Source organism: Chitinophaga silvisoli, from assembly GCF_003412465.1.
In the GTDB taxonomy this organism is placed as follows: domain Bacteria; phylum Bacteroidota; class Bacteroidia; order Chitinophagales; family Chitinophagaceae; genus Chitinophaga; species Chitinophaga silvisoli.
This window is the reverse complement of the sequence record NZ_QTJV01000002.1, coordinates 860,079-883,756: the sequence shown is the minus strand read 5'-3', so window position 1 is coordinate 883,756 and position 23,678 is coordinate 860,079. Positions and strand designations below refer to the sequence as shown.

The window sequence follows — 23,678 nt, the reverse complement described above, 5'->3', positions numbered from 1 at the left end:
ATTTTAAAATAGTTTACAAGTAAGACGCGGGTCCCTGGACATACCCCTACTCCAAACAAAAAAAAGGTGCACCCGTCTCCGGATACACCTTCTGTTATATTTGTACATATAAATTATGGCCGCTAATAATCCTCCCTGCTAAGCATTATGCCCAGGGTAATACCCACACTATTGTTCCGGATCGTGCTGTTGCCCGACAGGTCCAGGTTCCGGATCCCCCTGCTATACTGCACACCCAGCGTGAGCAGGTTGGTAAATTCAATTCCGGCCGCTACCTGTGCCCCCACATCCCAGCGATTCAGCCTTGTACCGGGATAAATACCCTTATTTACATTGCTACTGAATCCCACGCTGTAATCAGTAGTACTCACTATATTTCCTGCGTTATACACCTGCATACGGTTATTGCCATTCAGTCCATAAGCTGTATATGGACCCGCTCCAATCGTAAGCCGGCCAAAGGATACAGGTACTTTATAGGTGAGATTGACCGGTATTTCCAGGTAACGGACTTCCAGCCGGCGGGTATACTCCCCGTCTCCACCTGTAGTCAGGTTTGTTCCCTTGGTAATATACCTTACACCAGGTACCAGGTAAAGACCTTCAACCAGTGGTACGTGCATCAGGAAATCGGCATTAAATCTTGTGAGCGGTTTACTGCTCTCGGCGGAATGGCCGGCAGGATCCCGGAACTGCATCCAGGATTGGTTGACACCCACATTCAGACCAAAACTAACTTGTCCCTTCAATTGGCCTGGTATAAAAAAAATGCTCAGCAGGGATAAAATACGAACACGAATAAATGAATGCTCTGACATATAGGGGTTTGTGGGGACTAAGGTAACGAATATGTGGGAATTGTGGTATTAATCCATCGTTAATATAGCAACAGGGCTGATCTCCTTCCCCGGAGATCAGCCCTGTCATTAAATATTGCTTGCCATCAAAATTTATATCCTACTGAAACACCGAAGGAAGTATTCTTCCAGCTTCTACCATTGTCGGTATTGTCATATGCATTTACCAGTCCTAAGTCTGCATTCAGACCCAGGTATAAGCCTACAGGCAGTTCGTAGCCAGCTACTATACCCAGACCAGCATCAAACTTTTTCAGCTTGCCGGTACCTGCTTCATCATCAAATGCCTTGGTCGTCACCTCCACATTGTTGATGGTAGCTTTGTACTTACCACCTACACCGTAAGCAAAATATGGACCTACACCCAGGTTCAGCTTTCCGGTACCTACTTCAGGTTTAAACAGGAAATTTACCGGCACCTGCAAATAAGATAAGTTTACCTTAACAGGAGATTCCTTACCACCTCTGCCAGAGTACAGCAAACCGGTTCCGATGTAAAACTCTTCTGCCAGGGGAATATCTACTGTGATACCAGCCCTGAGGTTCGTAGTCAGATCACTTGTTTCTTTGCTTACATTATCAGCTTTCGTCGTGAAACTTGAAAACTGAGGTCCTGCAATAATACCCCATTTTGTCTGTCCAAAAGATACACCGGCAATCAGAAGACCGGCTACTGCTAAGAGTACTTTTTTCATATAGGAAATTTTATCAGTATAGCATCCTACAGGCGTTGTTGGATGCTATACATGTTCATAGCTGTTGTTTTAATTACAGACGTTGCCTGTCTACGCCCGGTTGTTTACTTGCTTTTAAAACAGGTAACCGACATTTACACTAAACACACGGTTTTTGTTCTTGTCATTGTTACCATCGTTTCCACCGGAATTGATCTTGTTAAAACCAAGTCCGTACTGCGCAGAAATAAGGAAATTGCTGATCTCTGCACCAATCTGTACGTTACCTCCCCAGTCAAAACGTTTATACTTGTCATAACCCTGGTTAGGATCGCCATCATTGAACGGGGTATCATCATCCCATTTAATGTTGGATTCTGTGGTTGTAGTTACACCACCCACAGTTGAATAAGATTTGTTCTTACCAGCCACACCAAATGCAAAGTATGGACCTACACCAGCAAAGAGACTTGCACTGGGACCTACCGGTACTTTACCAATGAAGTTCAGGGGTACTTCAATGTAAGATGGACGGGTAGTAAACTTGTACTGCACGGCATCGTCGCCACTGCCTGATTTCAGCTTTGCACCTTTGGTCGTGTAAAACACACCCGGCTGGAAGGATAAAACTCTTGGTACTAATGGCATATCTGCGATAACACCAATATTAAAACCAGACAGTGATTTGTCGTTATCTACATCACCGCTGTTGTTAACTGTAATGGATGAAAGGTTCCAGCCACCTTTTACACCTACACGTACCTGCGCCATAGCGCTTGCTGAAAAAATTGCAAGGGTTGCAAACGAAAGGATCATCTTCTTTGTCATAACCTAGAATGTTTGATTACGACTAGACATTGCCAAAGACTATGCCAAAGCAGAAAACAGCAAACGCATGCATCTGATAATAAGGTATTTATAACATTAATTATATAGTCATTTAATATTTACTCACAATTATTGTGTACTCATTTTTTCAATCGATATCATCCTGTTCTTTTAAAAAGAAATCCCGTGTATCACTTGCTGCATATGCCTGCAAACGATACACGGGATAATATTTTTTAGTGAGGGAGATTAAAAATTACTCAATTTTTTCTTTGCGCGTACAACCTGTACGATCTGTTACACAATCGTGGAAAGCTTATTGTTTTGCTGTCTTTCCCTTGCTGTCAATCCGTTCAATCACATCACTCAGTTGCTCCACACCCAATCTCTTTGCTATAATTTTCTTCTTCTCATCCAGCAGGTAAACTACCGGTGTACTATATACGTCGTATAGCCGCCTGTAGTTAGATTGGGCATCAGGATCCCATGCATGGATCCATCCATTCAGGTGGTTGTCATGAATGAATTGTTCCCACTGCTCTTTTGTACCTTCTGTCTTAAATCCAATCATCGTTACACCCTTGCTTTTCCAGCTGGCATTGTAGGCTGAATCCAGCTTGGGAACTTCTATCTTACAGTGTCCGCAGGTTGGATCCCAGAATACAAGCACGGTATACTTCCCTTTGGTGGTATACAATGAAAGTGGTTTCATGCCACTGTCTTTTACTTCCAGCGGAGGTGCCTGCTGACCAATCAGGTTGGGTGCTATTGCGTAAGCACGTGAAATCACTTTATTCAGTTGTTCATCATTCAGCCAGTAAGCATCACCTGCTACATAATACTTCTCAACGAGGTGTACGAACACCGCATCCATACCCATATAAGGAGAGGTCTCGTAGGTAGAAGTCAGCCACCATACCACGAACTTAAAGTTCTCTTTGTCCTTGCGTGTTTTTTCAATCAGTTCGTCTGCCGCGACATTGATGGAATCAGGATCCAGTGGTACCAGCTGAGTGAAATACCTGTTCAGCTTATCTTCCAGCACCGGCGTACGGGCCAGTCGTCCGTCACTGAGGTTCGTATTATCCCAGTAGTGGGTTCTAAAATAACGGTATTCAAAGGTAGAATCCGCACCTGCAGGCCTTGGGGGCACTTCCGGATCTTTCATCATTTTGAAGATGCCGGCAAGCAGACTTTCCGGATGCTTGCTCACTACCTCACTCCTGTAAGCCTGTAACTTTTTGCCCAATTCTGCCTGGATCTTCCTGGCACCGGCCGTATCCGCGGCAGTATGCTTTGCCAGCAGGGCCTGGGCTTCCTTGTTCAGGACTCCCACATCTTTTGACAGGAATTTATTGTACTCCACGAAAAGCTCATTCTCAGGGGAGCCTTTATAAATAAGTTTATTGATCAGGTCTGAAGTATCAGCAGAAACGGAGAAATTTTCCTGCTTGCTGTCCAGCAGCATTTCAAAATACCGTGTTTTACCGGGGAACACGACCAGGTAAATACCGCCGGGTAAGGCCTCCTTTCCCTGTAGCACGGCTACACCCTGTTCATTCAGCATGGCAGAATCTGCCATATATGTCTTTTTGCCCATATACTGGGCCAGGTACATCATACCACCCTTGTACTGTTTCAGCTGTACTGTGATCTTGTAGCCATTCTGCGCCTGTAGCTGCATTGCAGCGAAAACAAACGCCAGTAATATCATAAGTTTATGCATAGGACATCGGTTGATGTAAATGTAGCCAAGAATTAGGAATTTGAAAAATACGACCCCTCTTCCCTCCCACATTACTCTTTGAAAATCCTACCTTTGCACCCGTGAGGAAAAAAAACGTAATTCTGGAAAAAGTTCCCGTGAGCGCTTATGCCGCTGAGGGGAAAGCACTGGCCCGCATAGACGGCAAAGTGATCTTCATTGAAGGTGGCGTAGTACCCGGCGACGTAGTAGACGTACGCCTGGGAAAAAGTAAGAAAGACTGGGCCGAAGGCCGCGCCATTCGCTTTCATAGCTACGCAGCTGACCGCGTGACTCCTTTCTGCGAGCACTTCGGCACCTGTGGCGGTTGTAAGTGGCAAATGCTCCCTTACGACAAACAGCTCTCCTACAAGCAACAGCAGGTGACCGACAACCTGACCCGCATAGGAAAACTGGAACTTCCTGACATGCAGCCCATCCTCGGCTCGAAACACATTACACACTACCGCAACAAACTGGAATTCACATTCAGCAACAAAGCCTGGATGCCTTCTGAAGCTATTGCCGAAGACGGTACCATCCCCAGGCAGAACGCCCTCGGATTCCACGTACCCAAGCTCTTCGACAAGGTGCTTGACATCCACACCTGCTACCTGCAGGCAGAACCTGTCAATGCCATCCGCAATACAGTCAGGGCTTATGCACTCGAACACAACCTTTCCTTCTACGATATCCGCGCCCAGGTAGGCTGGCTGCGTAACCTCGTGGTACGCATCCTCACCACCGGCGAAGTCATGGTCAACCTCGTGATCCAACACGAAAACAAAAAAGACCGCGAAGCCCTGCTCGACCACCTGCTGGCTACCGTACCCGGTATTACCACATTACTCTACACCATCAACCCCAAGTTGAACGACAGCATCTTCGACCTGGAGCCTAAAGTGTATTTTGGTAAAGGATATGCTGAAGAAAAACTGGAAGACTTTACTTTCAAAATCGGCCCTAAATCATTTTTCCAGACCAATACTTACCAGGGAGAAGCCCTCTACCAGGTAACAAGAGAGTTTGCAGGATTAACAGGAACAGAAATTGTTTATGACCTATATTGTGGAACAGGCAGTATCGGCATCTTTGTATCCCGACAGGCAGGAAAAGTAGTAGGTATCGAACTGATTAAGGAGGCGATAGATGATGCGAAAGAGAATGCAGCCCGCAATGGCGTAAAAAATGCTCAATTCTTCGCTGGCGATGTAGTAGACATTTGCAACGATGCATTTTTTGCACAACATGGGCAACCAGATGTAATCATCACCGACCCTCCCAGGGCCGGTATGCACGAAAAACTGGTGAACAAACTACTCGAAATCGCAGCCCCCCGTATCGTATATGTAAGCTGTAACCCTGCTACCCAGGCCAGAGACCTGGCACTGCTGGATCAGCTGTATGCTGTGAAAAAAATCCAGCCGGTAGATATGTTCCCTCACACACATCATATTGAGAACGTGGTATTGCTGGAAAAAAGGTATTAGTAATAATCAGAACCGGAAATCATAATGAGTGAGTTCAGGCCCCGTAGATTTGATATATTGCCTCTGGTGATTAAAATCCTTATGATCATCAACGGGTTGGTGTTTCTTGTACAGTTTACAATGGGAGAAATTCAGAATCCGTCAGACAACCATTTGCTGACGGATCTCTTTGCCTTCCATTACTGGCGCTCGCCACTGTTCAGACCTCACCAGCTGCTGACTCACCTCTTTATGCATGCTTCGTTTTCCCACCTGGTTCTAAACATGATCACCCTGTGGATCTTCGGTGCCGCACTCGAACACCTCTGGGGGCATAAACGCTTCCTGGCCTTCTACCTCATCTGTGGATTAGGCGCAGCCCTCTGCTACATGGGAGTCATTACCTACGAAAATGTACGCCTGACCAGCGAAGTCAATACCTATCTCGCCAACCCGAGCTTTAATAACTTCAGGATCATTTCTACGCATTACGACCTGGTCAATGCTTATAACGAAGAACTGAGCTTTCCCGATACCCCGGCCAAAATGGAAGTGGCCAAAATGTTCCTCCGCGGATTCCAGATTGCTAACCGCGATATGGCTTTCCTGGGCGCTTCCGGTGCTATATTCGGCCTGCTCTTCGCCTTCGGATACCTCTTCCCGAACAGCTTTGTATATATTTATATTCCCATCAAATCCAAATATATCGTCGGTTTCCTCATCCTGGCCGAACTGATAGTAGGCATCCAGAACGTGCCCGGCGATAATGTGGCACACTTTGCCCACCTCGGTGGAGTACTGATCAGCTACCTCTTGCTACGAAACTGGCACAGGAAGGGCAAACACCATTTTTACTAAATGGAATCGTACCTTTGAGCCCTAAAGTTTAGGTCAATGGACGTAGTCGAAAAAGGAGAACCCATGCCAATCCTCTCTCTTGGAGAAGGAAAGAACATGGTCACCCAGTTGATACTGGTGAACCTGACAGTATTTATCCTGCTATTTTTTACTCAGGTAGTTTACAATATTGAAGGTAATTCAACCATCCGCTTCAACCTGGATGTGATGAACAATGTGATTTTACCTGCCAGCTTCAGCAGACTGGCCCACTTACCCTGGACATTTATCACTTCTCTCTTCGTGCACGAAAGCGTTTGGATGGTATTTGGCAATATGATCTGGCTCTGGGCATTTGGCTCACTTTTACAGCGTAAGGCTGGCCCCGGTGTTATCCTTCCGTTATATCTTTTTGGAGGTCTCATCGGCAACCTGTTGTATATGCTCGGTATGCAGTTTATACCATCTTTCCATCTCACCCAGTTTTTTGCTACATATTATGGCTCTACAGCAGGTGTCATGGCCCTGGCGGTTGCTACCCTCCTCATCGCCCCGAATGTGCGCATTTTCCAGCAGCTGAGTGGTGGTATACCTATGTGGATTGTTACCATCCTGTACATCATCATGGCAATAGCCGCTCACCTGTTTTCTCATAATGACCTGACCTACCTGCCAGCCGTAATCGGTGGTGCACTGTTTGGGTTCCTGTTCATGAATGCATGGAAAAAAGGAAATGACTGGGGTGCCGGATTCAATAAGGCACTACATACAATCACGCACATCTTCCACCCGAAAGGAAATTAATCAGGAAATTATAGCTGGAAAGAGCTTGTATCAAAAGTAAAAATCCCGGGGATATAATCCGGGTACCTGACAGAGAGAATTTTTATGTAATTCTCAATGCCTTCAGATTACTTTTGATACCACCTCTTTTCGCATTATAGAGTATTTTGTTATTTTTATGGAAACCCCTGTACAGTGTCAAAAGCATTTATCGCCACGAGTATCGTCGCATTATCCCTGATCCTTTCCAGTTGGCTCCCTTACCTCAACCCAGGTAAATGGTGGCTGAGCGGCTTTGCCGGACTATTCTTCCCCATCGTGCTTGTCATTAACCTGGTTTACCTGATCTATTGGCTCATTCGCCGGAAACCCTATTGGGGACTTTCCCTGGCCGCCATCCTGCTCTCATGCAGGGCACTGGTCCTTACCTTTGGGCATCAGCCGGGTGGAAATGCTGCTACTTCAAAGGCCGGTAGCTTCACCATCATGACCTTCAACAGCAGCAGCATGGGATTAAAGAAATATGTCGAGGATGCAGCACTCAAAGAAACTATTTACAGCACCCTGCAATCCGCAGCCCCGGATATCCTTTGCATACAGGAATTCTACACCAACAGCGCCCCTGATCATACCAATCACCTGAACAATATCCAGCAGCAATTACACTACCCTTATCGTTATTTTACCTGCGATAAAACTCGCTGGAATACCTGGCAATACGGAATCGTACTATTCTCAAAATATCCTGTCATTTCAGCCTGCCACATTCCCTGCGGTCACAGCGATGTAGGCAGCGGAAGTAGCATTCTGCAGGCAGATATAAGAATAAATGAACATACTATCCGTGTCCTCACAGCACAACTGCAATCCTACATGTTCCGTCATAAAGATTATGCCGCCCTGCAAGGTGAAACCACAATGGCCAGAGGCCTCGCCTCCAGGATGAAAAATACTTTTGGCAAGCGTGCTGCACAGGCAGAACAACTGGCTGCACTTGTCAAAGAAAGCCCTTATCCCACCATCGTTTGCGGCGATTTTAATGATACCCCCGTCTCTTATACTTACAACACAGTCGCACCCGATATGCAGGATGCATTCCTGCAACAGGGCTGGGGCATTGGCAGAACCCTTTCTTTTCTTGCTCCTACCCTGCGCATCGACTATATACTTACACAATCTCCTTTTCATATTAATGGCTTTAGCTCCTTTCCTCACAAGGGTTTTGAACATTTTCCAATAATGGCAAGCTTATCCCTATAACAAAGTTGATCGTTTCAATTATCTTTATTCGCAAAAGCGATTAGGAGTTGAGATTTCTGCGGTTATTCACAAAAGGATTTTTTCTAACGGTCAACGTCATTATCATGCTATTCTTTCTGGTAGCATGTCTGGCTCCTTTTGTATCCCCCGTACAGTGGTGGCCCATCAGCTTTTTCACATTATTGTTTCCAATCCTCCTGCTGGCACTAATTCTCTTTTTCATCTGCTGGTTACTCTTCGATTATAAATACTGCCTGCTTTCACTGCTGGCAGTTGTAATCGGCTGGAAGTCTATCTCTGCTTTCATTGCCTTTAACTTTCCTTCTGCACAACAGGATGCCCCTCCGGGCAGTCTCAGTGTCATGAGCTACAACGTAGCACAGTTTGGATTGTACCGGGAAAAAGACAGCAAGTACACCCGCCAGGCCATGTTCGCCCTGATCAAAAAGCAGGAACTGGACATCGTTTGCTTCCAGGATTTTTATACTTCAGAAAAGAAGAATGATTTCAATAACCGGGAAGATATCTCCCACGAATTACACCTGCCCTATCGCTACTTTTCCAGCGACTTTAACCGGGCCGGTATGCAACACTGGGGCTCTATTATCTACTCCCGCTACCCGATCATCAAGTCGGACAAGATTAAGATGTCTACAGGGCCACGCAGCGAAAGCCTGATCTATGCAGATATCGTGCGGGATACCGATACCATTCGTATTATCAATATGCACCTGGCCTCCTATCGCTTTGACCAACGGGATTATCACAATATCCAGAAAATCAAAAACCAGCAGGACAGTGGTCTTGTCGCCACCCGCAACATTATTGAGAAGATGAAGGATGCCTATGTGGGGCGTGCCCGTCAGGCAAGGGTCGTATCAGATTTTATTAAAACCAGTCCCTACCGCACCATCGTATGTGGGGACTTTAATGATACACCTGCCTCCTATACTTATTTTACGATCCGTGGCACCTTACAGGATGCCTTCCTGCAGAAAGGCAGTGGCATTGGCCGCACCTTTGCCGGCCTGGCTCCTACACTGCGAATCGATTATATTTTCTTCGATAAATCACTGACAATCAACTCTTATCGTAAAATCAACTCCGACCTCTCCGATCATTATCCCGTTATCGCCAATTTTTCCCTGCATGCAACCCATGCAAAATAATTTGGATGACTGGTGCCGGGGACTATCATTACCCTGACGAAACAATAACTATCTTTGCAATCCGAATTAAACTGATATGTCTGAGCTTAAAGTATACAACTCGCTGAAGCGACAAAAGGAAGTATTTACCCCATTGTATCCTGGTCATGTTGGTATGTATGTGTGTGGTCCAACCGTATCAGGAGAATCCCACCTGGGACATGCCCGCCCTTACATCACCTTTGACGTGGTATACAGGTACCTGCAACATCTCGGCTACAAGGTCCGTTATGTAAGGAACATTACCGATGCCGGTCACTTTGAGGAAGAAGGCCGCGAAGCCGAAGATAAAATCAGCAAAAAAGCCCAGCTGGAAAAGCTGGAGCCTATGGAGCTGGTCCAGAAATATACAAACCTGTTCCACTGGGCCTTTCGTGAGTTCAACACGCTGGAGCCAAGTATCGAACCTACCGCTACCGGTCATATCATTGAGCAGATTGAAATGATCAAGACCATTATCGACAAGGGCTATGCCTACGAAGTGAATGGTTCCGTATATTTTGATGTGAAAAAGTATGCTTCCACCCACGACTACGGCATTCTCAGTGGCCGTGTGCTGGAAGATATGCTCGAGACCACCCGCGAACTGGAAAACCAGGATGAAAAGCGGAACAAGGTAGACTTCGCCCTTTGGAAAAATGCACCACCAGAGCACCTCATGCGCTGGCCCAGCCCATGGGGAGAAGGTTTCCCCGGTTGGCACATTGAATGTTCTGCCATGAGCAGCAAGTACCTGGGCACCCAGTTCGACATCCACGGTGGCGGTATGGACCTGCAGTTCCCACACCACGAGTGTGAAATCGCCCAGAGCGAAATCGCCCACGGTGAACTGATGGCCCGCTACTGGATGCACAATAACATGATCACTATCGATGGCCGTAAAATGGGTAAGGCGTATAACAACACCATCCGCCTCACTGAACTGTTCTCCGGCGATAACTATCAGCTGGAAAAACCTTATAGCCCAATGACCGTGCGCTTCTTCATTTTGCAGACGCACTACCGCAGTACACTTGACTTCTCCAATGAAGCACTGCAGGCCGCCGAAAAAGGATTACAACGCCTTTGGGCTGCCTACGATGTACTGCAAAAACTCGGGTATACTAAAACTGAAGGTGCCCTGAATGAAGACCTGGACAAACAAGTTCGTACCTGGTGCGAAGAATGCCAGGACTTCATGAATGATGATATCAATACCGCAAAGGTTTTGGCCAACCTGTTCGAGATCACACCTGTAATCAACTCTCTCAAGGGTGGACAGATCAAAATGCATGAAATCAGTGAAGATACTTTCCAGCTGATCAAAAAGACCTGGAAAACCTGGCTGATTGACATCCTAGCACTGGAGCCTGAAAACCAGGCTTCTGACAACAATACGCTGGATGGCGTAATGCAATTGATAATCGAGATGCGTAAAGAAGCGAAGAGCCGTAAAGACTATGCTGCTTCCGACAGGATTCGTAACCAGCTGCTGGCAGCCGGCATTCAGTTAAAAGACGAAAAGGATGGTAGCGTGAGCTATACTATCCAGTAAGATGTTCATAAAATGTTCTCGTTTCATATGCATAAATTGATTGGCATTTTAACAGGCGTAGCCCTTTGTGCTGCTGCCTGTCATTCAGATACAAAACCATCCGGGACAACTGATACCGCCTCCACAACAAAGCAGGTCAATGTGAATGTTCCGGTATTCAATGCAGATAGCGCTTATGCATACACTGACAAACAGGTATCCTTTGGTCCGCGCATTCCTGCTACTCCTGCACAAAATACCTGTGCAGAATGGCTGATCGCCCAGTTCAAACCACTGGCAGATACCCTGTATGTACAGCGTACCAATGTCACTGTTCCCGGTGGTAAATCTGTTCCCTGTATCAATGTGATCGCAAGCTTCAATCCTGATGCCGCACAGCGGATCCTGCTGCTGACACACTGGGATACCAGGCCCCATGCAGACCAGGATGCGTTTGATAAAACCAAACAATTCGATGGTGCTGACGATGGTGCGAGTGGTGTAGGCGTATTGCTGGAAGTAGCCCGTCAGCTGCACGCACAGCATCCCGCCGCGGGGATCGATATCCTGCTGGAAGATGTGGAAGACAGTGGTGTTAGTGAAGATGAAAACAGCTACTGCCTGGGCACACAATATTGGGCAAGAAACCCGCATGTAAAAGGTTATAAGGCAAACTACGGTATCCTGCTGGATATGGTGGGTGGCCGTGGTTCCCAGTTCTATATGGAAGCCGGTTCACAGCAATATGCTTATGGTCCGATGAAGATGTTCTGGGATGTGGCGAACAGGCTGGGATATTCTGATTACTTCCGCTATGAGAACACCGGTGCCGCTATCACAGATGATCATGTGTATATCAATACGATTGCAATGATCCCTACATTTGATGTGATTGCAATGCAGCCAAGTGGTAACTTCGCTCCACACTGGCATACGACTAATGACAATATGCAGGTGATTGATAAGAGAACCCTGCAGGTTGTAGGACAAACATTGCTGGAAGTGATTTACAAACAGCCCTTTGAATATTAACTCTCTGACTGAATAAATATATAAGAGAGGGTCGGCCAAATGGCCGACCCTCTTTTATGTTCCTGTTAAAATAAAAATCCCCGCCTTAAAAAAGGCAGGGACATTACGTTAATACTAACTAACCCAATGCTTATTTCTAAGCTTTAATATATCTAAAACTAAAACAACTCTTAATTAAGCCTGTGCAGCCTGCTCAGCCAACTTGGCTTTGATCTTCGCTTCAATTTCAGCAGCTACTTCAGGATTATCGCCCAGCAATGTCTTCACGGCATCGCGGCCCTGGCCCAGCTTGTTTGATTCATAACTGAACCAGCTGCCGCTTTTCTGGATAATGCCATATTCAACACCCATATCGATAATTTCACCCATTTTGGAAATACCATTTCCAAAGATGATATCGAACTCAGCCTGGCGGAAGGGAGGTGCAACCTTGTTTTTAACCACTTTTACTTTCACGCGGTTACCTACGGCCTCATCACCATCCTTAATCTGGCTCATACGGCGAATATCCAGACGTACAGAGGCATAGAACTTGAGCGCGTTACCACCCGTTGTGGTTTCCGGGTTTCCAAACATCACTCCAATCTTTTCACGCAGCTGGTTAATGAATATACAGCAGCAATTAGTCTTTGAAATTGTAGCAGTCAGTTTACGCAGTGCCTGAGACATCAGACGTGCCTGTAAACCCATCTTGCTTTCACCCATCTCACCTTCCAGCTCACCCTTTGGTACCAGCGCAGCTACAGAGTCAATTACCACCACGTCTACCGCTCCGGAGAGGATCAGACGGTCAGCAATTTCCAGTGCCTGCTCACCATGGTCTGGCTGAGAGATCAGCAGTGAATCAACATCCACGCCCAGACGCTGAGCGTAAGAACTGTCAAATGCGTGCTCCGCATCTATGATCGCACAAATACCACCCTTTTTCTGAGCTTCAGCGATCGTATGTATAGCAATTGTTGTTTTACCGGAAGATTCTGGACCATAAATTTCAATGATCCTTCCTTTGGGGAAACCACCAATACCTAACGCAATGTCAAGTCCCAGGGAACCTGTGGAGATAACCTCCATCGGATCAGATCCCTTCTCTCCCATCATCATCACGGAACCCTTTCCGAAATCCTTCTCGATCTTGTCCATCGTAAGGCGCAGGGCCTTCAGTTTATCTGCATTTGCTGTAGACATATTAGTAAGATTTTTACAAATTTAATGGTGTGCTAAATTATTATATTAATTTCGATTTTCCTAAAATTTTTAGCATTTTATCTGCTTTGCTAATTTAGCTAGCAAAATAAAATGAGGGGGGTTAACTCACAACAGACGCATATGTCAATTATCAAATAACAATACAAAGATGGGAAGCCCTCGCGCACTGAATTTGCGCAGCCGGAAAATACTTTAAAAAAGGGCGGATTTTTTTCTTTTATCCCACTATGACATATGCGATCAGCTGTGCCAGTATACCCACCAGGAAACCCGCGTAAATCTCCGCCGGTTCATGGGCATTTAATATAAGACGTGCTGTAGCTACAATCGCTGAAAGGAAGAAAGCCAGGATCAATACACCGCTTACATTCAACTGCAGACTGAACATCACGATCAGGACAAACCCGATCACGCCGCCCCAGCCTACCGTATGCATGCTCACTTTCATACGTATATTGAGTACCATGGACAATATCACCGCTATAAAGACCCCTAAAAAGAAGACATTGAAAAAGGCCGGGGCCACACCCTGCTTCTTAAAGGCATAGAATGCCCAGAAATAATAAATCGTGCAGGCGATATATGGAATAATGCGATCTTTCTGGGTACGCAGATGTAAACTATCGATAAAATTCAGCGCCCTGGACAATCCCACTGTCAGTGCAGGGAAGAAAATGCTGATGGCAATGACCCTGAAATACAACGTATCGTAAGCAAAACGGTAACTGATCTGCTTGAAGGTCACAAAATACTCCGGCAGTGCATGCACCACCAGCCAGGTGACCAGCAGCGGTATAAATAAAGGATGCAGCAGATAAGATATAAACATGGCGATCCCGCGAAGCACGGGACTAAACACCGGAGCCTGTTCTGGCCGGTTATCTGTTGCGTGTATAGTTGCTTGTTCCATTTAAATCATCTGTACATATGGGCTGTACAGCTGCCCTATTATAACTCCTTCCTCAGCCTTGCTACCGGGATATTCAGCTGCTCACGGTACTTCGCTACTGTACGGCGGGCAATATTATATCCCTTGTCCTGGAGCATCTTCGTCAGGTTTTCGTCGCTCAGCGGTTTCCGCTTGTTCTCTCCTTCTATCAGGTCAGACAGGATCTTTTTTACCTCACGGGTAGATACCTCTTCCCCACTATCTGTCGATAATGATTCGCTAAAGAAAAATTTCAGTTTGAAAGTACCGAACTCCGTCTGCACATACTTACTATTTGCCACACGGCTCACGGTAGAAATATCCAGCTGGGTGATGTCCGCAATGTCTTTCAGGATCATCGGGCGCATAGTAGTCTCATCTCCCGTCAGGAAAAACTCTCTCTGATAGTCCATGATGGATTCCATCGTAGACAACAGGGTATGTTGCCTTTGCTTGATCGCATCTATAAACCATTTAGCCGCATCGATCTTCTGTTTGATAAAGAGTACCGCCTCTTTCTGGCGTTTGTCCTTTTTATCCCCCCGGTCATACTCTTTCAGCATGTCGCGGTAGCCTTCAGAAATACGCAGATCGGGTGCATTCTTTGAGTTCAGCGTCAGCTCCAGTTTACCATTGTTGTTCATGATAAAGAAATCTGGCACCACATAGCTCTCCGCCTTGTTCAGGGTAGCAAAGTTGCCTCCCGGCTTCGGCGTAAGGCGAATGATCTGGCCAATCGCTTCCTTCAGCCCTTCATCACTCATGTTCAGCCCCTTCTGGATCTTCTCATAGTGCTTTTTGGTAAACTCATCGAAGTAGTTCTCCAGGATCAGGTAGGCACCTACTACACCCTCATCGTCCTGCGGCTTGCGTTTCAGCTGCAGCAACAGGCACTCTTTCAGGTCGGTGGCACAGATACCCGGAGGGTCGAAATCCTGGATCTTTTTGATCAGGTCCCTGATCTCTTCTTCATCAGTGCTCACATTCTGTGAAAAGGAAAGATCGTCCACAATGGCACTCACTTCCCTACGCAGATATCCGTCGTCGTCAATGCTTCCGATGATCTGCTCGGCAATGGCATTTTTCCTTTCATCCAGCTCCAGCATGCCCAGTTGTTCCAGCAGGTGCTCATGGAAAGATGTCTCTACCCTTACCGGGATGGTCTTGTTCTCATCCTGATCGGGGTAATTGTCATCGCGGAGCTTATAATCGGCTATATCATCATCTCCTTCGCTTACATACTCGGAAATGTCAATATTATCATATTCGTTCTCACTTCCATCTGGTTCAAATTCGTCGTCACCCTCGCCTTCCTCATTACCTGAAAACTCATCCTGCGGATCCTTAAATTCCTCTTCATGTGCCTCTTCCCCATATTCAAGGGCAGGGTTCTCCTCCAGCTCCTCCTTGATACGTTCTTCAAGTACAGCTGTAGGGACCTGCAACAGTTTCATGAGCTGAATCTGCTGAGGCGACAATTTCTGTAATAGCTTCTGCTGTTGTGTCTGCTTTAACATAGTCTGATCCTATCCAAGGGCAAAAATAATAACAATAGTGTTTACTAATCTTAGTCTATGGCCGCTTCCCCTCCAAAGTCCAGCGTTAGCTGTTCATCCGGCAGTAACCGGAAGGACTTTCTGTGAAAGGGAGTTTCTCCATGTTCCCTGATGGCATTCCGGTGCTGAATTGTAGGATATCCTTTGTTTTCAAGCCACCCGAAATGTGGGAATTGTTCGTGCAGCTTCATCATATATTCGTCCCTGTAAGTCTTGGCCAATATAGATGCTGCTGCTATTGATGCATAAATACCATCTCCTTTGATAATGCAGGCATGGGGCACACTTCCATAGGGTTTGAAACGGTTGCCGTCTACCAGGATGTATCCCGGCTGCTGCTGCAACCTTTCCAGCGCTAAGTGCATAGCCCTGAATGAAGCCTGTAATATGTTGATTTTATCTATCTCTTCGTTATCTACGCTTGCAACTGCATAGAAAAGTGCTTTCTCCTCAATCACCCCACGCAGGTATTCCCTGTCGGCAGCCTTCAGCTGTTTGGAATCGTTGAGCAGCTTGTGGCGGAATTTTGGTGGCAAAATAACTGCCGCCGCAAAAACCGGCCCTGCCAGACACCCTCTTCCGGCTTCGTCACAGCCGGCTTCTAATGCGATCTCTTTCTGATGGTATGAACGTAACAAGGCGTTTCTTTTGATTGTTGCCCGGTAAAGTTAGGGATTTTAGCCTTGTTCCGGTACCCGTCAAAAATCTAAATTCTTACTGGAATAATTCTTTGAAATCCTGTTTGAAATTCGTCCATTCCCGGTCGGAACGCTTTAAGGCAGAATCTATATCTGTACGGGTGCTATCCCAGCCCGCAGCAGTGCCATTTTTCAATTCATCCAGTTTTCCGCTGATCTGGTCTCTCAAACGGCCCAGTTTACGGCGCGCTTCCTGACTTCTGGCGGATCCATCACTCTTTAGCTGGTCCATTTTTTTATCTATATCATTTCTCCTTTCTTCCAGGTCACTTTTCAGTTTCTGCCGCTCTTCATCCAGATAATCCCCAGCATCACCGGCAGCGGACTTAACATCTTGTCCAATTTTTTCCACACCTTCTTTCAACGAATCCTTCTTCTCCTCCTGTTTGGGAGTCTCGTTACAAGCGAAGAATGCAACGGCAGCCAATAGATACAACAGCTTCTTCATAAGTAGGTTTTTTAATAAAGTTTGTGTGCATGATTGCAATAATCACATCCCCCTTAACAAATGCCATTCCATAATTATGCCTTTGCTGCCAGCGGCAGAGAATCAGCCCCCTCCCATCATAATATCAGCGGTCAATACCTAAAAATTAGGTAGGTTTGACCCTGTTTTCAAAAAAATTCGATATCAATGAAGAAAAAAGTTCTGCTGCTTTTGCTGTTATTGGCAGTTAAATTTGCCAAAGCAGACGAAGGCATGTGGCTTCCTTATTTATTAGGGCAGCAAGTGTACAATGATATGGTCCAGAAAGGACTGAAACTCACCAAAGAACAGTTATACAGCATCAATAAAGCATCGGTAAAAGATGCAATCATCATATTCGGCGGCGGCTGTACCGGCGAAATAGTGAGCAATCAGGGCCTCATCTTCACAAACCACCACTGCGGTTATGATGCCATCGCTACTGCCAGCTCCGTAGAACACAACTACCTGAAAAACGGATTCTACGCCCAGTCCAAAATCCAGGAAATCCCCGCCAAAGGCCTGACCGTGCAATTCCTCGTACGCGTGGATGATGTAACCAAGAAAATGGAAGAAGCCCTCCAGGGCCTCAGCGGCCAGGATAGGATGAAGAAACAACAGGCCACCATCAGCGAAATCGTCAGCGAAGCTATCAATGGCACCGGCTACGAAGCCAAAGTACTGCCCCTCTTCAAAGGCAACCAGTTCCTCCTCTTCGTATACGAACGCTATAAAGATATCCGCCTTGTAGGCGCTCCCCCTGAAAGCATCGGAAAATTTGGCGGTGATACTGACAACTGGGAATGGCCACGCCATACCGGCGACTTCTCCGTATTCCGCGTGTATGCTAATAAAGATGGTAAACCAGCCGACTATTCTGCGGACAATGTACCTCTCAAACCTAAACACTTCCTCCCAGTATCCATCAAGGGTATCAAGGAGAACGATTACGCCATGATCTTTGGCTACCCCGGCGGTACCAACAGGTATGAAAGCTCCGAAGGCGTGAAACTCAAAATCGAAGTCGAAAATCCTTCTATCGTCAACCTGCGCGCCGTACGCCTGAAATATATGTTTGACCAGATGAAGAAAGATCCGGCGATCAAACTGAAACTGGCATCTTCCTATGCAGGCGTGGCTAACTACTGGAAGTTCTACGACGGTGAAACCAAACAGCTCCTCAAATACAAAGTACAGGAACAAAAACAACAGAATGAAAGCGCTTTCGTAAAATGGGCACAGGGCAAACCTGAGTTTGAGCAGATCTTCAACGATTATGCCCAGACCTACAAGGAATGGACCCCATATGCGAAACACCGTATATACATCAATGAAGGCATCATGGGCTCCCCACTGGCCGCTTTTGCAGCGAGCCTGCAGGCACTGGAAAAAGCCATGGTACAGCCAGGCACCAGCAGTGACGTAATTGCCAAAAGCATTCAGGCGGCAGACAAAGCACGCACCGCCTTCCTGGAAGAAGAAGACAAACCAAGCGATCAGAAAATACTGGCAGCCACCTGCCGCATGTTCTATACAGACATCCCCGCTGCACAACATCCAATCGGGTTTTACGATGCTGTAAAAGCAAAATTTGGTAGCCTGGACGAAGACAATACCTACCGCCTTTGGGCGGCAGCGCTGATGTCCAGCACAATGATCCTGAACGATGCCCGCTGGAAAGCTTTCATCGAACATCCGGATGCAGTAACCCTGCAACAGGATCCTGCATTTGCCTATTCAAGTGCCTTCGTGAAAAACTGGAGCATCAAATACCTGCCACTGTACAACCAGTTCGTTACCAAAATCAATGATCTGGGCAGAGGCTACCTGAAAGGTCTCATGCAGATGGAACCAAACAAGAAATGGTATCCTGATGCCAACTTCTCTATGCGCCTCACCTACGGACAGGTAAAACCATATGCACCACGCGACGCAGTATCTTATGATTATGTTTGTACTATGAAAGGGGTGCTGGAAAAATACAAACCAGGTGATTATGAATTTGACCTGCCTGCGAATTATGTAGACCTCTACAACAAGAAAGATTTCGGTCAATATAAAGACGCACGCAAAAACGATATCGTTACCTGCTTCATTACTACTAACGATATCACTGGGGGTAACTCCGGTTCACCTGTGCTGAATGGTAATGGTGAACTGATCGGTTTAGCGTTTGACGGTAACTATGAGGCACTGAGCCACAAAATTCAGTTTGATCCGGTATACAACCGTACAATCTGTGTAGACATACGCTACGTACTCTGGTGTATCGATAAGCTGGGTGGCGCACCCAACATCGTCAATGAACTGAAGCTCGTGAAATAAGTACTTGAATTTAAATCAATAGTAAAAAAGCATCTGCCTATGGCAGATGCTTTTTTTGTGAGATGGCCAGTGACAGGCCGGAAATTTATAAATTTACCCCGTGTATGCCGAGTATTCTCCCCCCGCCCTGCTAGCGCCTTATATAGACGCATACTGGACCGTCTCCACTACCGGTCCGGCCACAACCCGCATACTCCCCGATCTCTGCGCCGATTTCATTTTCAACCTGGATGATGAAAGTGTCAAAGCCGTTGGCACCATGACCACTTTTCACGATGCACATGCATCTGCCAGCTCCCGTTTATTGGGTATCCGCTTTAAACCTGCTGGCATGGCCGCCTTTGCAGGCATGCCCATGCAATTATTAACGGATCAGCATCTACAAGGTGATGATCTCTCGCTACCCTTAGTCCGCCAACTACAGGAAGCCGTCGCCCGGGGCGGCAATCGCTTCCAGGCTATCTCTCATTGCCTCTTAAAAGCATTGCCGGATCAACCTGCCCGTATGCAGGCCGCTATCCATTCCATCCAATCCAGCCATGGTAATATCTCCCCTGTTATACTCGCGGCACAGGTGAATATGAGCCCCCGCAATTTTGAACGCACCTTCCTTCACCAGGTCGGGACCTCTGCCAAAACCTTTTCCCGCATCGTGCGTTGTTTAAGTGCAAAACACGCATTGCAACATCAACCCGGTTCCAACCTGCTGGAACTCGCCATCCGTTACGGTTATCATGATCATGCGCACCTGACCAGGGAGTTCAGGCACATTACCGGGGAGGCTCCAAGCGAATATTTGTCGTTTTTATACAAATAACGACAGCCTTTATGCGCTTACCTTTAGATTCTAATATTCACATACATGCGACAAAAACTGACACTGGTAACCCTGGGTGTAAGAGACCTGCAAAAATCTATTGCCTTTTTTGAAGACGGACTTGGCTGGAAGCGTTCCTCCGCCAGCCAGGACGGTGTTGCCTTTTTCCAGTTGAATGGAATGGTATTATCTCTCTTTGGCAGAAAAGAACTCGCTGCCGATGCCAATGTACCTGAAGCTGGCAGCGGTTTCCCTGCATTTTCACTGGCACTGAACGCAAAAGACAGGGCAGAAGTAGACAGCGTACTGGAACAGGCTGCTAAAGCCGGGGCAGAGATAGTAAAGCCGGCGGAAGAAGTATTCTGGGGTGGGTACAGCGGTTATTTCAGGGATCCTGAAGGATTCCTTTTCGAAGTGGCACACAATCCCTTCTGGGAACTGGATGAAAAAGACAATATCATTCTCCCCTAAAATCCTTTAAACCGCAGAATGACCTTGCCGCTGTCCTTCAGCTGCAGGGTCGCTCCGTTTATATCATATGCATACGTATGATTGTTCAGCAGGCGGAGCAACTGGCTTTCCCTTTCATTGGCCCTGGTATCCAGACAAGCCATGCGGGTACTAATAACTTCAGCAAAAGTCAACGCCTTATCCGTAGCGGTATAATTACCTGATATTTTATTACAGCCAGCATTGCCAGTGAAGCGGTGAGCACTGGTATCGAACTGTATATAGACCGGCGATGAATCCAGTTTTTCGTTTTGAAGCTGTACAAGGCCCCAACGAAGGCCGCCCAGATCCGGAATCTTCCTGAGCGAGGTGCAGGCCGTCAAAATGAGCAGCCCCAGGATTATTTTGCCTGACATAAGCATAGTTTTCTGATAGAAAAACAAAAATCAAACCAGTGGTTTTATTACCCGGAATGTAAGATTGATCCGCTCCTCAATTGGTTTTGCTGTCTTCGGTACCTGATGCTGCCAGTGATGTTGCAGGCTGCCTTTCATGATCAACAAGGATCCATGAGTCAGGTTTAATTCGTACTTCAGCCCGGCCTGCTGGTGGCGAAACATAAACCGGCGGGTAGCACCAAAATTCACAGATGCGATCACAGGGTCCGGCCCCAGCTCAGGCTCATCATCGGCATGCCAGCCCATAGAATCATTCCCGTTTCTATAAAGGTTCAGTAATACGCTGTTGAATACAACTCCCGCCGGCCTGGATACCTGCTCCCTGATTTCCTGCAGTTCCTTTGTCCAGGCCGCAGGCTCATAGCGCTTTCCCGAAAAGGCATAACTACTGCCGGCATCCCCATACCAGGCCATTAGTCTGGGAAACAATACCGGCTTTCCATACATCATCATCCCCTCCTGCTTCCAGTCAATATTCATTATCAACGAGCGAAAATACAGATCCGCTACCTCTGCTCTAAAGAAGTGAGGATAGTACAGCAATTCCCCGTCCTGCAAAGGAATAAACTGCTCCGATGGCTCTTCAAAAAATGGTAACTGCATAAAAAAAGCCGTCCCACCTTACTGGCGGGACGGCACTAATATACTTGGTATTATTCTTAAAATTAAGCTACACCATCAGCTTTCATGGTCTTCTGGAAACGCTTTCTTTCTTCCTCATCCAGGATGGTCTTACGCATACGGATGTGGTTAGGCGTTACCTCGATACACTCATCCTGCTGGATGTATTCCATACATTCTTCCAGGGTCATCAGTGTCTTAGGAGCAATGCTGGTAGCAGCATCAGAACCACTTGCACGCATGTTGGTCAGTTTCTTTCCTTCATTAGGATTCACTACCAGGTCACCAGGCTTGTTGTTCTCACCGATGATCATACCTTTATACACATCTTCTCCCGGATCTACAAAGAAGAAACCTCTATCCTGCAGTTTATCGAGAGAGTAACCAGTGGTGGTACCAGCTTCTTTAGCGATCAGTACACCATTGCTACGTCCTGGGATTGGACCTTTCCATGGTTTATAATCGTTGAAACGGTGTGCCATTACAGCTTCACCAGCAGTTGCAGTCAGCATTTGGGTACGCAGACCGATCAGGCCACGGGAAGGAATTTCGAATTCCAGGTGCTGCATGTCACCCTTAGTTTCCATGATCAGCATTTCACCCTTACGACGGGTAACCAGGTCAATCACCTTGCTGGCGAAGTCCTGAGGTACGTCTACTACCAGGGTTTCATATGGCTCACATTTCTTACCATCTACCTGTTTCAGGATTACCTGAGGCTGACCTACAGTCAACTCAAATCCTTCACGACGCATGGTTTCGATCAGTACGCCTAAGTGCAGGATACCACGGCCATAAACCAGGAAGCTATCAGCACTGTCAGTATCTACTACGCGTAATGCGAGGTTCTTTTCAGTTTCTTTAACCAGACGGTCACGGAGGTGACGGGAAGTTACGAACTTACCATCTTTACCGAAGAATGGAGAGTTGTTGATGCTGAACAACATGTTCATTGTAGGCTCATCCACACTGATAACCGGTAATGCTTCAGGATTTTCGAAATCAGCAATTGTATCGCCGATACCAAAATCTTCCAGACCTACTACCGCACAGATATCACCAGCCTGAACTTCTGTTACTTTCTTTTTACCCAGTGCTTCGAACACATACAGTTCACGAACACGGGATTTCTTGATAGTACCATCAGTCTGCACCAGGGAGATTGGCATGTTTTCCTTGATCACACCACGAGCCACTCTTCCTACAGCAATACGGCCCAGGAAGGTAGAGTAATCCAGAGAGGTAATCTGCAGCTGCAGGGTACCCTCAGCGATCTGAGGCTCTGGTACGTGTGCCAGGATGCCATCCATCAGTGGAGTGATATCCTCACTTGGAGTTAATGAATCGTTGAACCAGCCATTCTTACCTGAACCATAATAGGTTGGGAAGTTCAGCTGCTCTTCCGTTGCATCCAGGTTGAAGAACAACTCAAATACTGAGTCATGTACTTCATCAGGACGGCAGTTAGCCTTGTCTACCTTGTTAATAACAACGATAGGTTTCAGGTTAAGCTGCAGCGCTTTTTGCAGCACGAAGCGTGTCTGTGGCATTGGGCCTTCGAAGGCATCTACCAGCAGGATCACACCATCAGCCATTCTCAATACTCTCTCTACCTCACCACCGAAGTCGGCGTGGCCTGGAGTATCGATCACGTTGATCTTCACCCCCTTGTACTCAACGGAAACGTTTTTACTTAAGATGGTGATCCCACGCTCCCTTTCCAGGTCGTTGTTATCCATGATCAGTTCACCTGTTTCCTGGTTAGCCCTGAAAACGTTGGTAGAATGGAGGATCTTATCAACCAGGGTGGTTTTACCGTGGTCTACGTGCGCAATAATTGCTATGTTACGGATATTCATAAATCAAATTAGTTGACTTCGGCTAGCTGGTCCCCAGCCAAAAGAAGGCGCAAAGTTATAACAAATTGTGGAAAATGTGGGGAAATCCC

General features: G+C 46.7%; 22 protein-coding genes. 10 read left to right on the top strand and 12 right to left on the bottom strand.

What is annotated here, in order from left to right:
• Positions 1 to 122 precede the first annotated feature (122 nt).
• From DXN04_RS09835 to DXN04_RS09820, 4 genes are all read right to left on the bottom strand, one after another.
• Positions 123 to 749, bottom strand: a complete 627-nt coding sequence (locus DXN04_RS09835) for a porin family protein (protein ID WP_158568945.1) — start codon at positions 747 to 749, stop codon at positions 123 to 125.
• Positions 750 to 943: 194 nt separating this feature from the next.
• A complete protein-coding gene (locus tag DXN04_RS09830; protein WP_116853154.1) occupies positions 944 to 1,552 on the bottom strand; it encodes a porin family protein in 609 nt (202 codons plus the stop codon).
• 114 nt (positions 1,553 to 1,666) lie between these two features.
• Positions 1,667 to 2,359 carry a porin family protein gene (locus DXN04_RS09825; protein ID WP_116853153.1) on the bottom strand — a complete coding sequence of 231 codons (693 nt, stop codon included), beginning with the start codon at positions 2,357 to 2,359 and terminating at the stop codon, positions 1,667 to 1,669.
• Between the two features lie 316 nt (positions 2,360 to 2,675).
• Positions 2,676 to 4,085 (bottom strand): TlpA family protein disulfide reductase, encoded by a 1,410-nt coding sequence (locus DXN04_RS09820; protein WP_158568944.1) that lies wholly within the window; start codon positions 4,083 to 4,085, stop codon positions 2,676 to 2,678.
• Between the two features lie 101 nt (positions 4,086 to 4,186).
• Between DXN04_RS09820 and rlmD the strand changes: the two genes are divergently transcribed.
• From rlmD to DXN04_RS09785, 7 genes are all read left to right on the top strand, one after another.
• Entirely contained in the window at positions 4,187 to 5,593 is a 1,407-nt protein-coding gene (gene rlmD / locus DXN04_RS09815; protein ID WP_116853151.1) for a 23S rRNA (uracil(1939)-C(5))-methyltransferase RlmD, read from the top strand.
• A 66-nt stretch (positions 5,594 to 5,659) separates the two neighbouring features.
• Positions 5,660 to 6,430, top strand: coding sequence for a rhomboid family intramembrane serine protease (locus DXN04_RS09810; RefSeq protein WP_158568942.1), 771 nt, complete (start codon positions 5,660 to 5,662; stop codon positions 6,428 to 6,430).
• A 36-nt stretch (positions 6,431 to 6,466) separates the two neighbouring features.
• Positions 6,467 to 7,213 (top strand): rhomboid family intramembrane serine protease, encoded by a 747-nt coding sequence (locus tag DXN04_RS09805; protein ID WP_116853149.1) that lies wholly within the window; start codon positions 6,467 to 6,469, stop codon positions 7,211 to 7,213.
• A gap of 174 nt (positions 7,214 to 7,387) precedes the next feature.
• On the top strand, positions 7,388 to 8,452 hold the full coding sequence (locus DXN04_RS09800; protein ID WP_116853148.1) for an endonuclease/exonuclease/phosphatase family protein: 1,065 nt from the start codon (positions 7,388 to 7,390) through the stop codon (positions 8,450 to 8,452).
• Between the two features lie 104 nt (positions 8,453 to 8,556).
• Positions 8,557 to 9,621: an endonuclease/exonuclease/phosphatase family protein gene (locus DXN04_RS09795; protein WP_116853147.1), complete on the top strand. Its 1,065-nt coding sequence runs from the start codon at positions 8,557 to 8,559 to the stop codon at positions 9,619 to 9,621.
• A gap of 76 nt (positions 9,622 to 9,697) precedes the next feature.
• Positions 9,698 to 11,194, top strand: a complete 1,497-nt coding sequence (gene cysS / locus DXN04_RS09790; RefSeq protein ID WP_116853146.1) for a cysteine--tRNA ligase — start codon at positions 9,698 to 9,700, stop codon at positions 11,192 to 11,194.
• 27 nt (positions 11,195 to 11,221) lie between these two features.
• Complete coding sequence (locus DXN04_RS09785; protein ID WP_158568940.1) at positions 11,222 to 12,205, top strand: M28 family peptidase; 984 nt, start codon at positions 11,222 to 11,224, stop codon at positions 12,203 to 12,205.
• Positions 12,206 to 12,379: 174 nt separating this feature from the next.
• On the opposite strand, the gene recA is transcribed toward DXN04_RS09785, so the two are convergent.
• The 5 genes from recA to DXN04_RS09760 form a co-directional block, all read right to left on the bottom strand.
• Positions 12,380 to 13,390, bottom strand: a complete 1,011-nt coding sequence (gene recA, locus DXN04_RS09780) for a recombinase RecA (protein ID WP_116853144.1) — start codon at positions 13,388 to 13,390, stop codon at positions 12,380 to 12,382.
• Positions 13,391 to 13,628: 238 nt separating this feature from the next.
• Entirely contained in the window at positions 13,629 to 14,321 is a 693-nt protein-coding gene (locus DXN04_RS09775) for a hypothetical protein (RefSeq protein ID WP_116853143.1), read from the bottom strand.
• A 38-nt stretch (positions 14,322 to 14,359) separates the two neighbouring features.
• A complete protein-coding gene (gene rpoN, locus DXN04_RS09770) occupies positions 14,360 to 15,856 on the bottom strand; it encodes an RNA polymerase factor sigma-54 (RefSeq protein WP_116853142.1) in 1,497 nt (498 codons plus the stop codon).
• A 50-nt stretch (positions 15,857 to 15,906) separates the two neighbouring features.
• On the bottom strand, positions 15,907 to 16,533 hold the full coding sequence (locus DXN04_RS09765) for a ribonuclease HII (RefSeq protein ID WP_116853141.1): 627 nt from the start codon (positions 16,531 to 16,533) through the stop codon (positions 15,907 to 15,909).
• 76 nt (positions 16,534 to 16,609) lie between these two features.
• Positions 16,610 to 17,041 (bottom strand): hypothetical protein, encoded by a 432-nt coding sequence (locus DXN04_RS09760; protein ID WP_116853140.1) that lies wholly within the window; start codon positions 17,039 to 17,041, stop codon positions 16,610 to 16,612.
• A 186-nt stretch (positions 17,042 to 17,227) separates the two neighbouring features.
• Here DXN04_RS09760 and DXN04_RS09755 point away from each other — a divergent pair, with 186 nt between their 5' ends.
• From DXN04_RS09755 to DXN04_RS09745, 3 genes are all read left to right on the top strand, one after another.
• Positions 17,228 to 19,384, top strand: a complete 2,157-nt coding sequence (locus tag DXN04_RS09755; protein WP_116853139.1) for a S46 family peptidase — start codon at positions 17,228 to 17,230, stop codon at positions 19,382 to 19,384.
• 100 nt (positions 19,385 to 19,484) lie between these two features.
• Positions 19,485 to 20,201, top strand: coding sequence for an AraC family transcriptional regulator (locus DXN04_RS09750; RefSeq protein WP_116853138.1), 717 nt, complete (start codon positions 19,485 to 19,487; stop codon positions 20,199 to 20,201).
• 45 nt (positions 20,202 to 20,246) lie between these two features.
• Positions 20,247 to 20,672, top strand: a complete 426-nt coding sequence (locus tag DXN04_RS09745) for a VOC family protein (protein WP_116853137.1) — start codon at positions 20,247 to 20,249, stop codon at positions 20,670 to 20,672.
• Here the strand turns inward: DXN04_RS09745 and DXN04_RS09740 are convergent.
• The 3 genes from DXN04_RS09740 to typA form a co-directional block, all read right to left on the bottom strand.
• The gene (locus tag DXN04_RS09740) at positions 20,669 to 21,067 is read right to left on the bottom strand and encodes an META domain-containing protein (RefSeq protein WP_158568938.1); all 399 of its coding nucleotides are present in this window, start codon (positions 21,065 to 21,067) and stop codon (positions 20,669 to 20,671) included. The two genes, DXN04_RS09745 and DXN04_RS09740, sit on opposite strands and share 4 nt — an antisense overlap.
• A 30-nt stretch (positions 21,068 to 21,097) precedes the next feature.
• The gene (locus tag DXN04_RS09735; protein WP_116853135.1) at positions 21,098 to 21,712 is read right to left on the bottom strand and encodes an alpha-ketoglutarate-dependent dioxygenase AlkB family protein; all 615 of its coding nucleotides are present in this window, start codon (positions 21,710 to 21,712) and stop codon (positions 21,098 to 21,100) included.
• 62 nt (positions 21,713 to 21,774) lie between these two features.
• The gene (gene typA, locus DXN04_RS09730; RefSeq protein WP_116853134.1) at positions 21,775 to 23,589 is read right to left on the bottom strand and encodes a translational GTPase TypA; all 1,815 of its coding nucleotides are present in this window, start codon (positions 23,587 to 23,589) and stop codon (positions 21,775 to 21,777) included.
• Positions 23,590 to 23,678 lie beyond the last annotated feature (89 nt).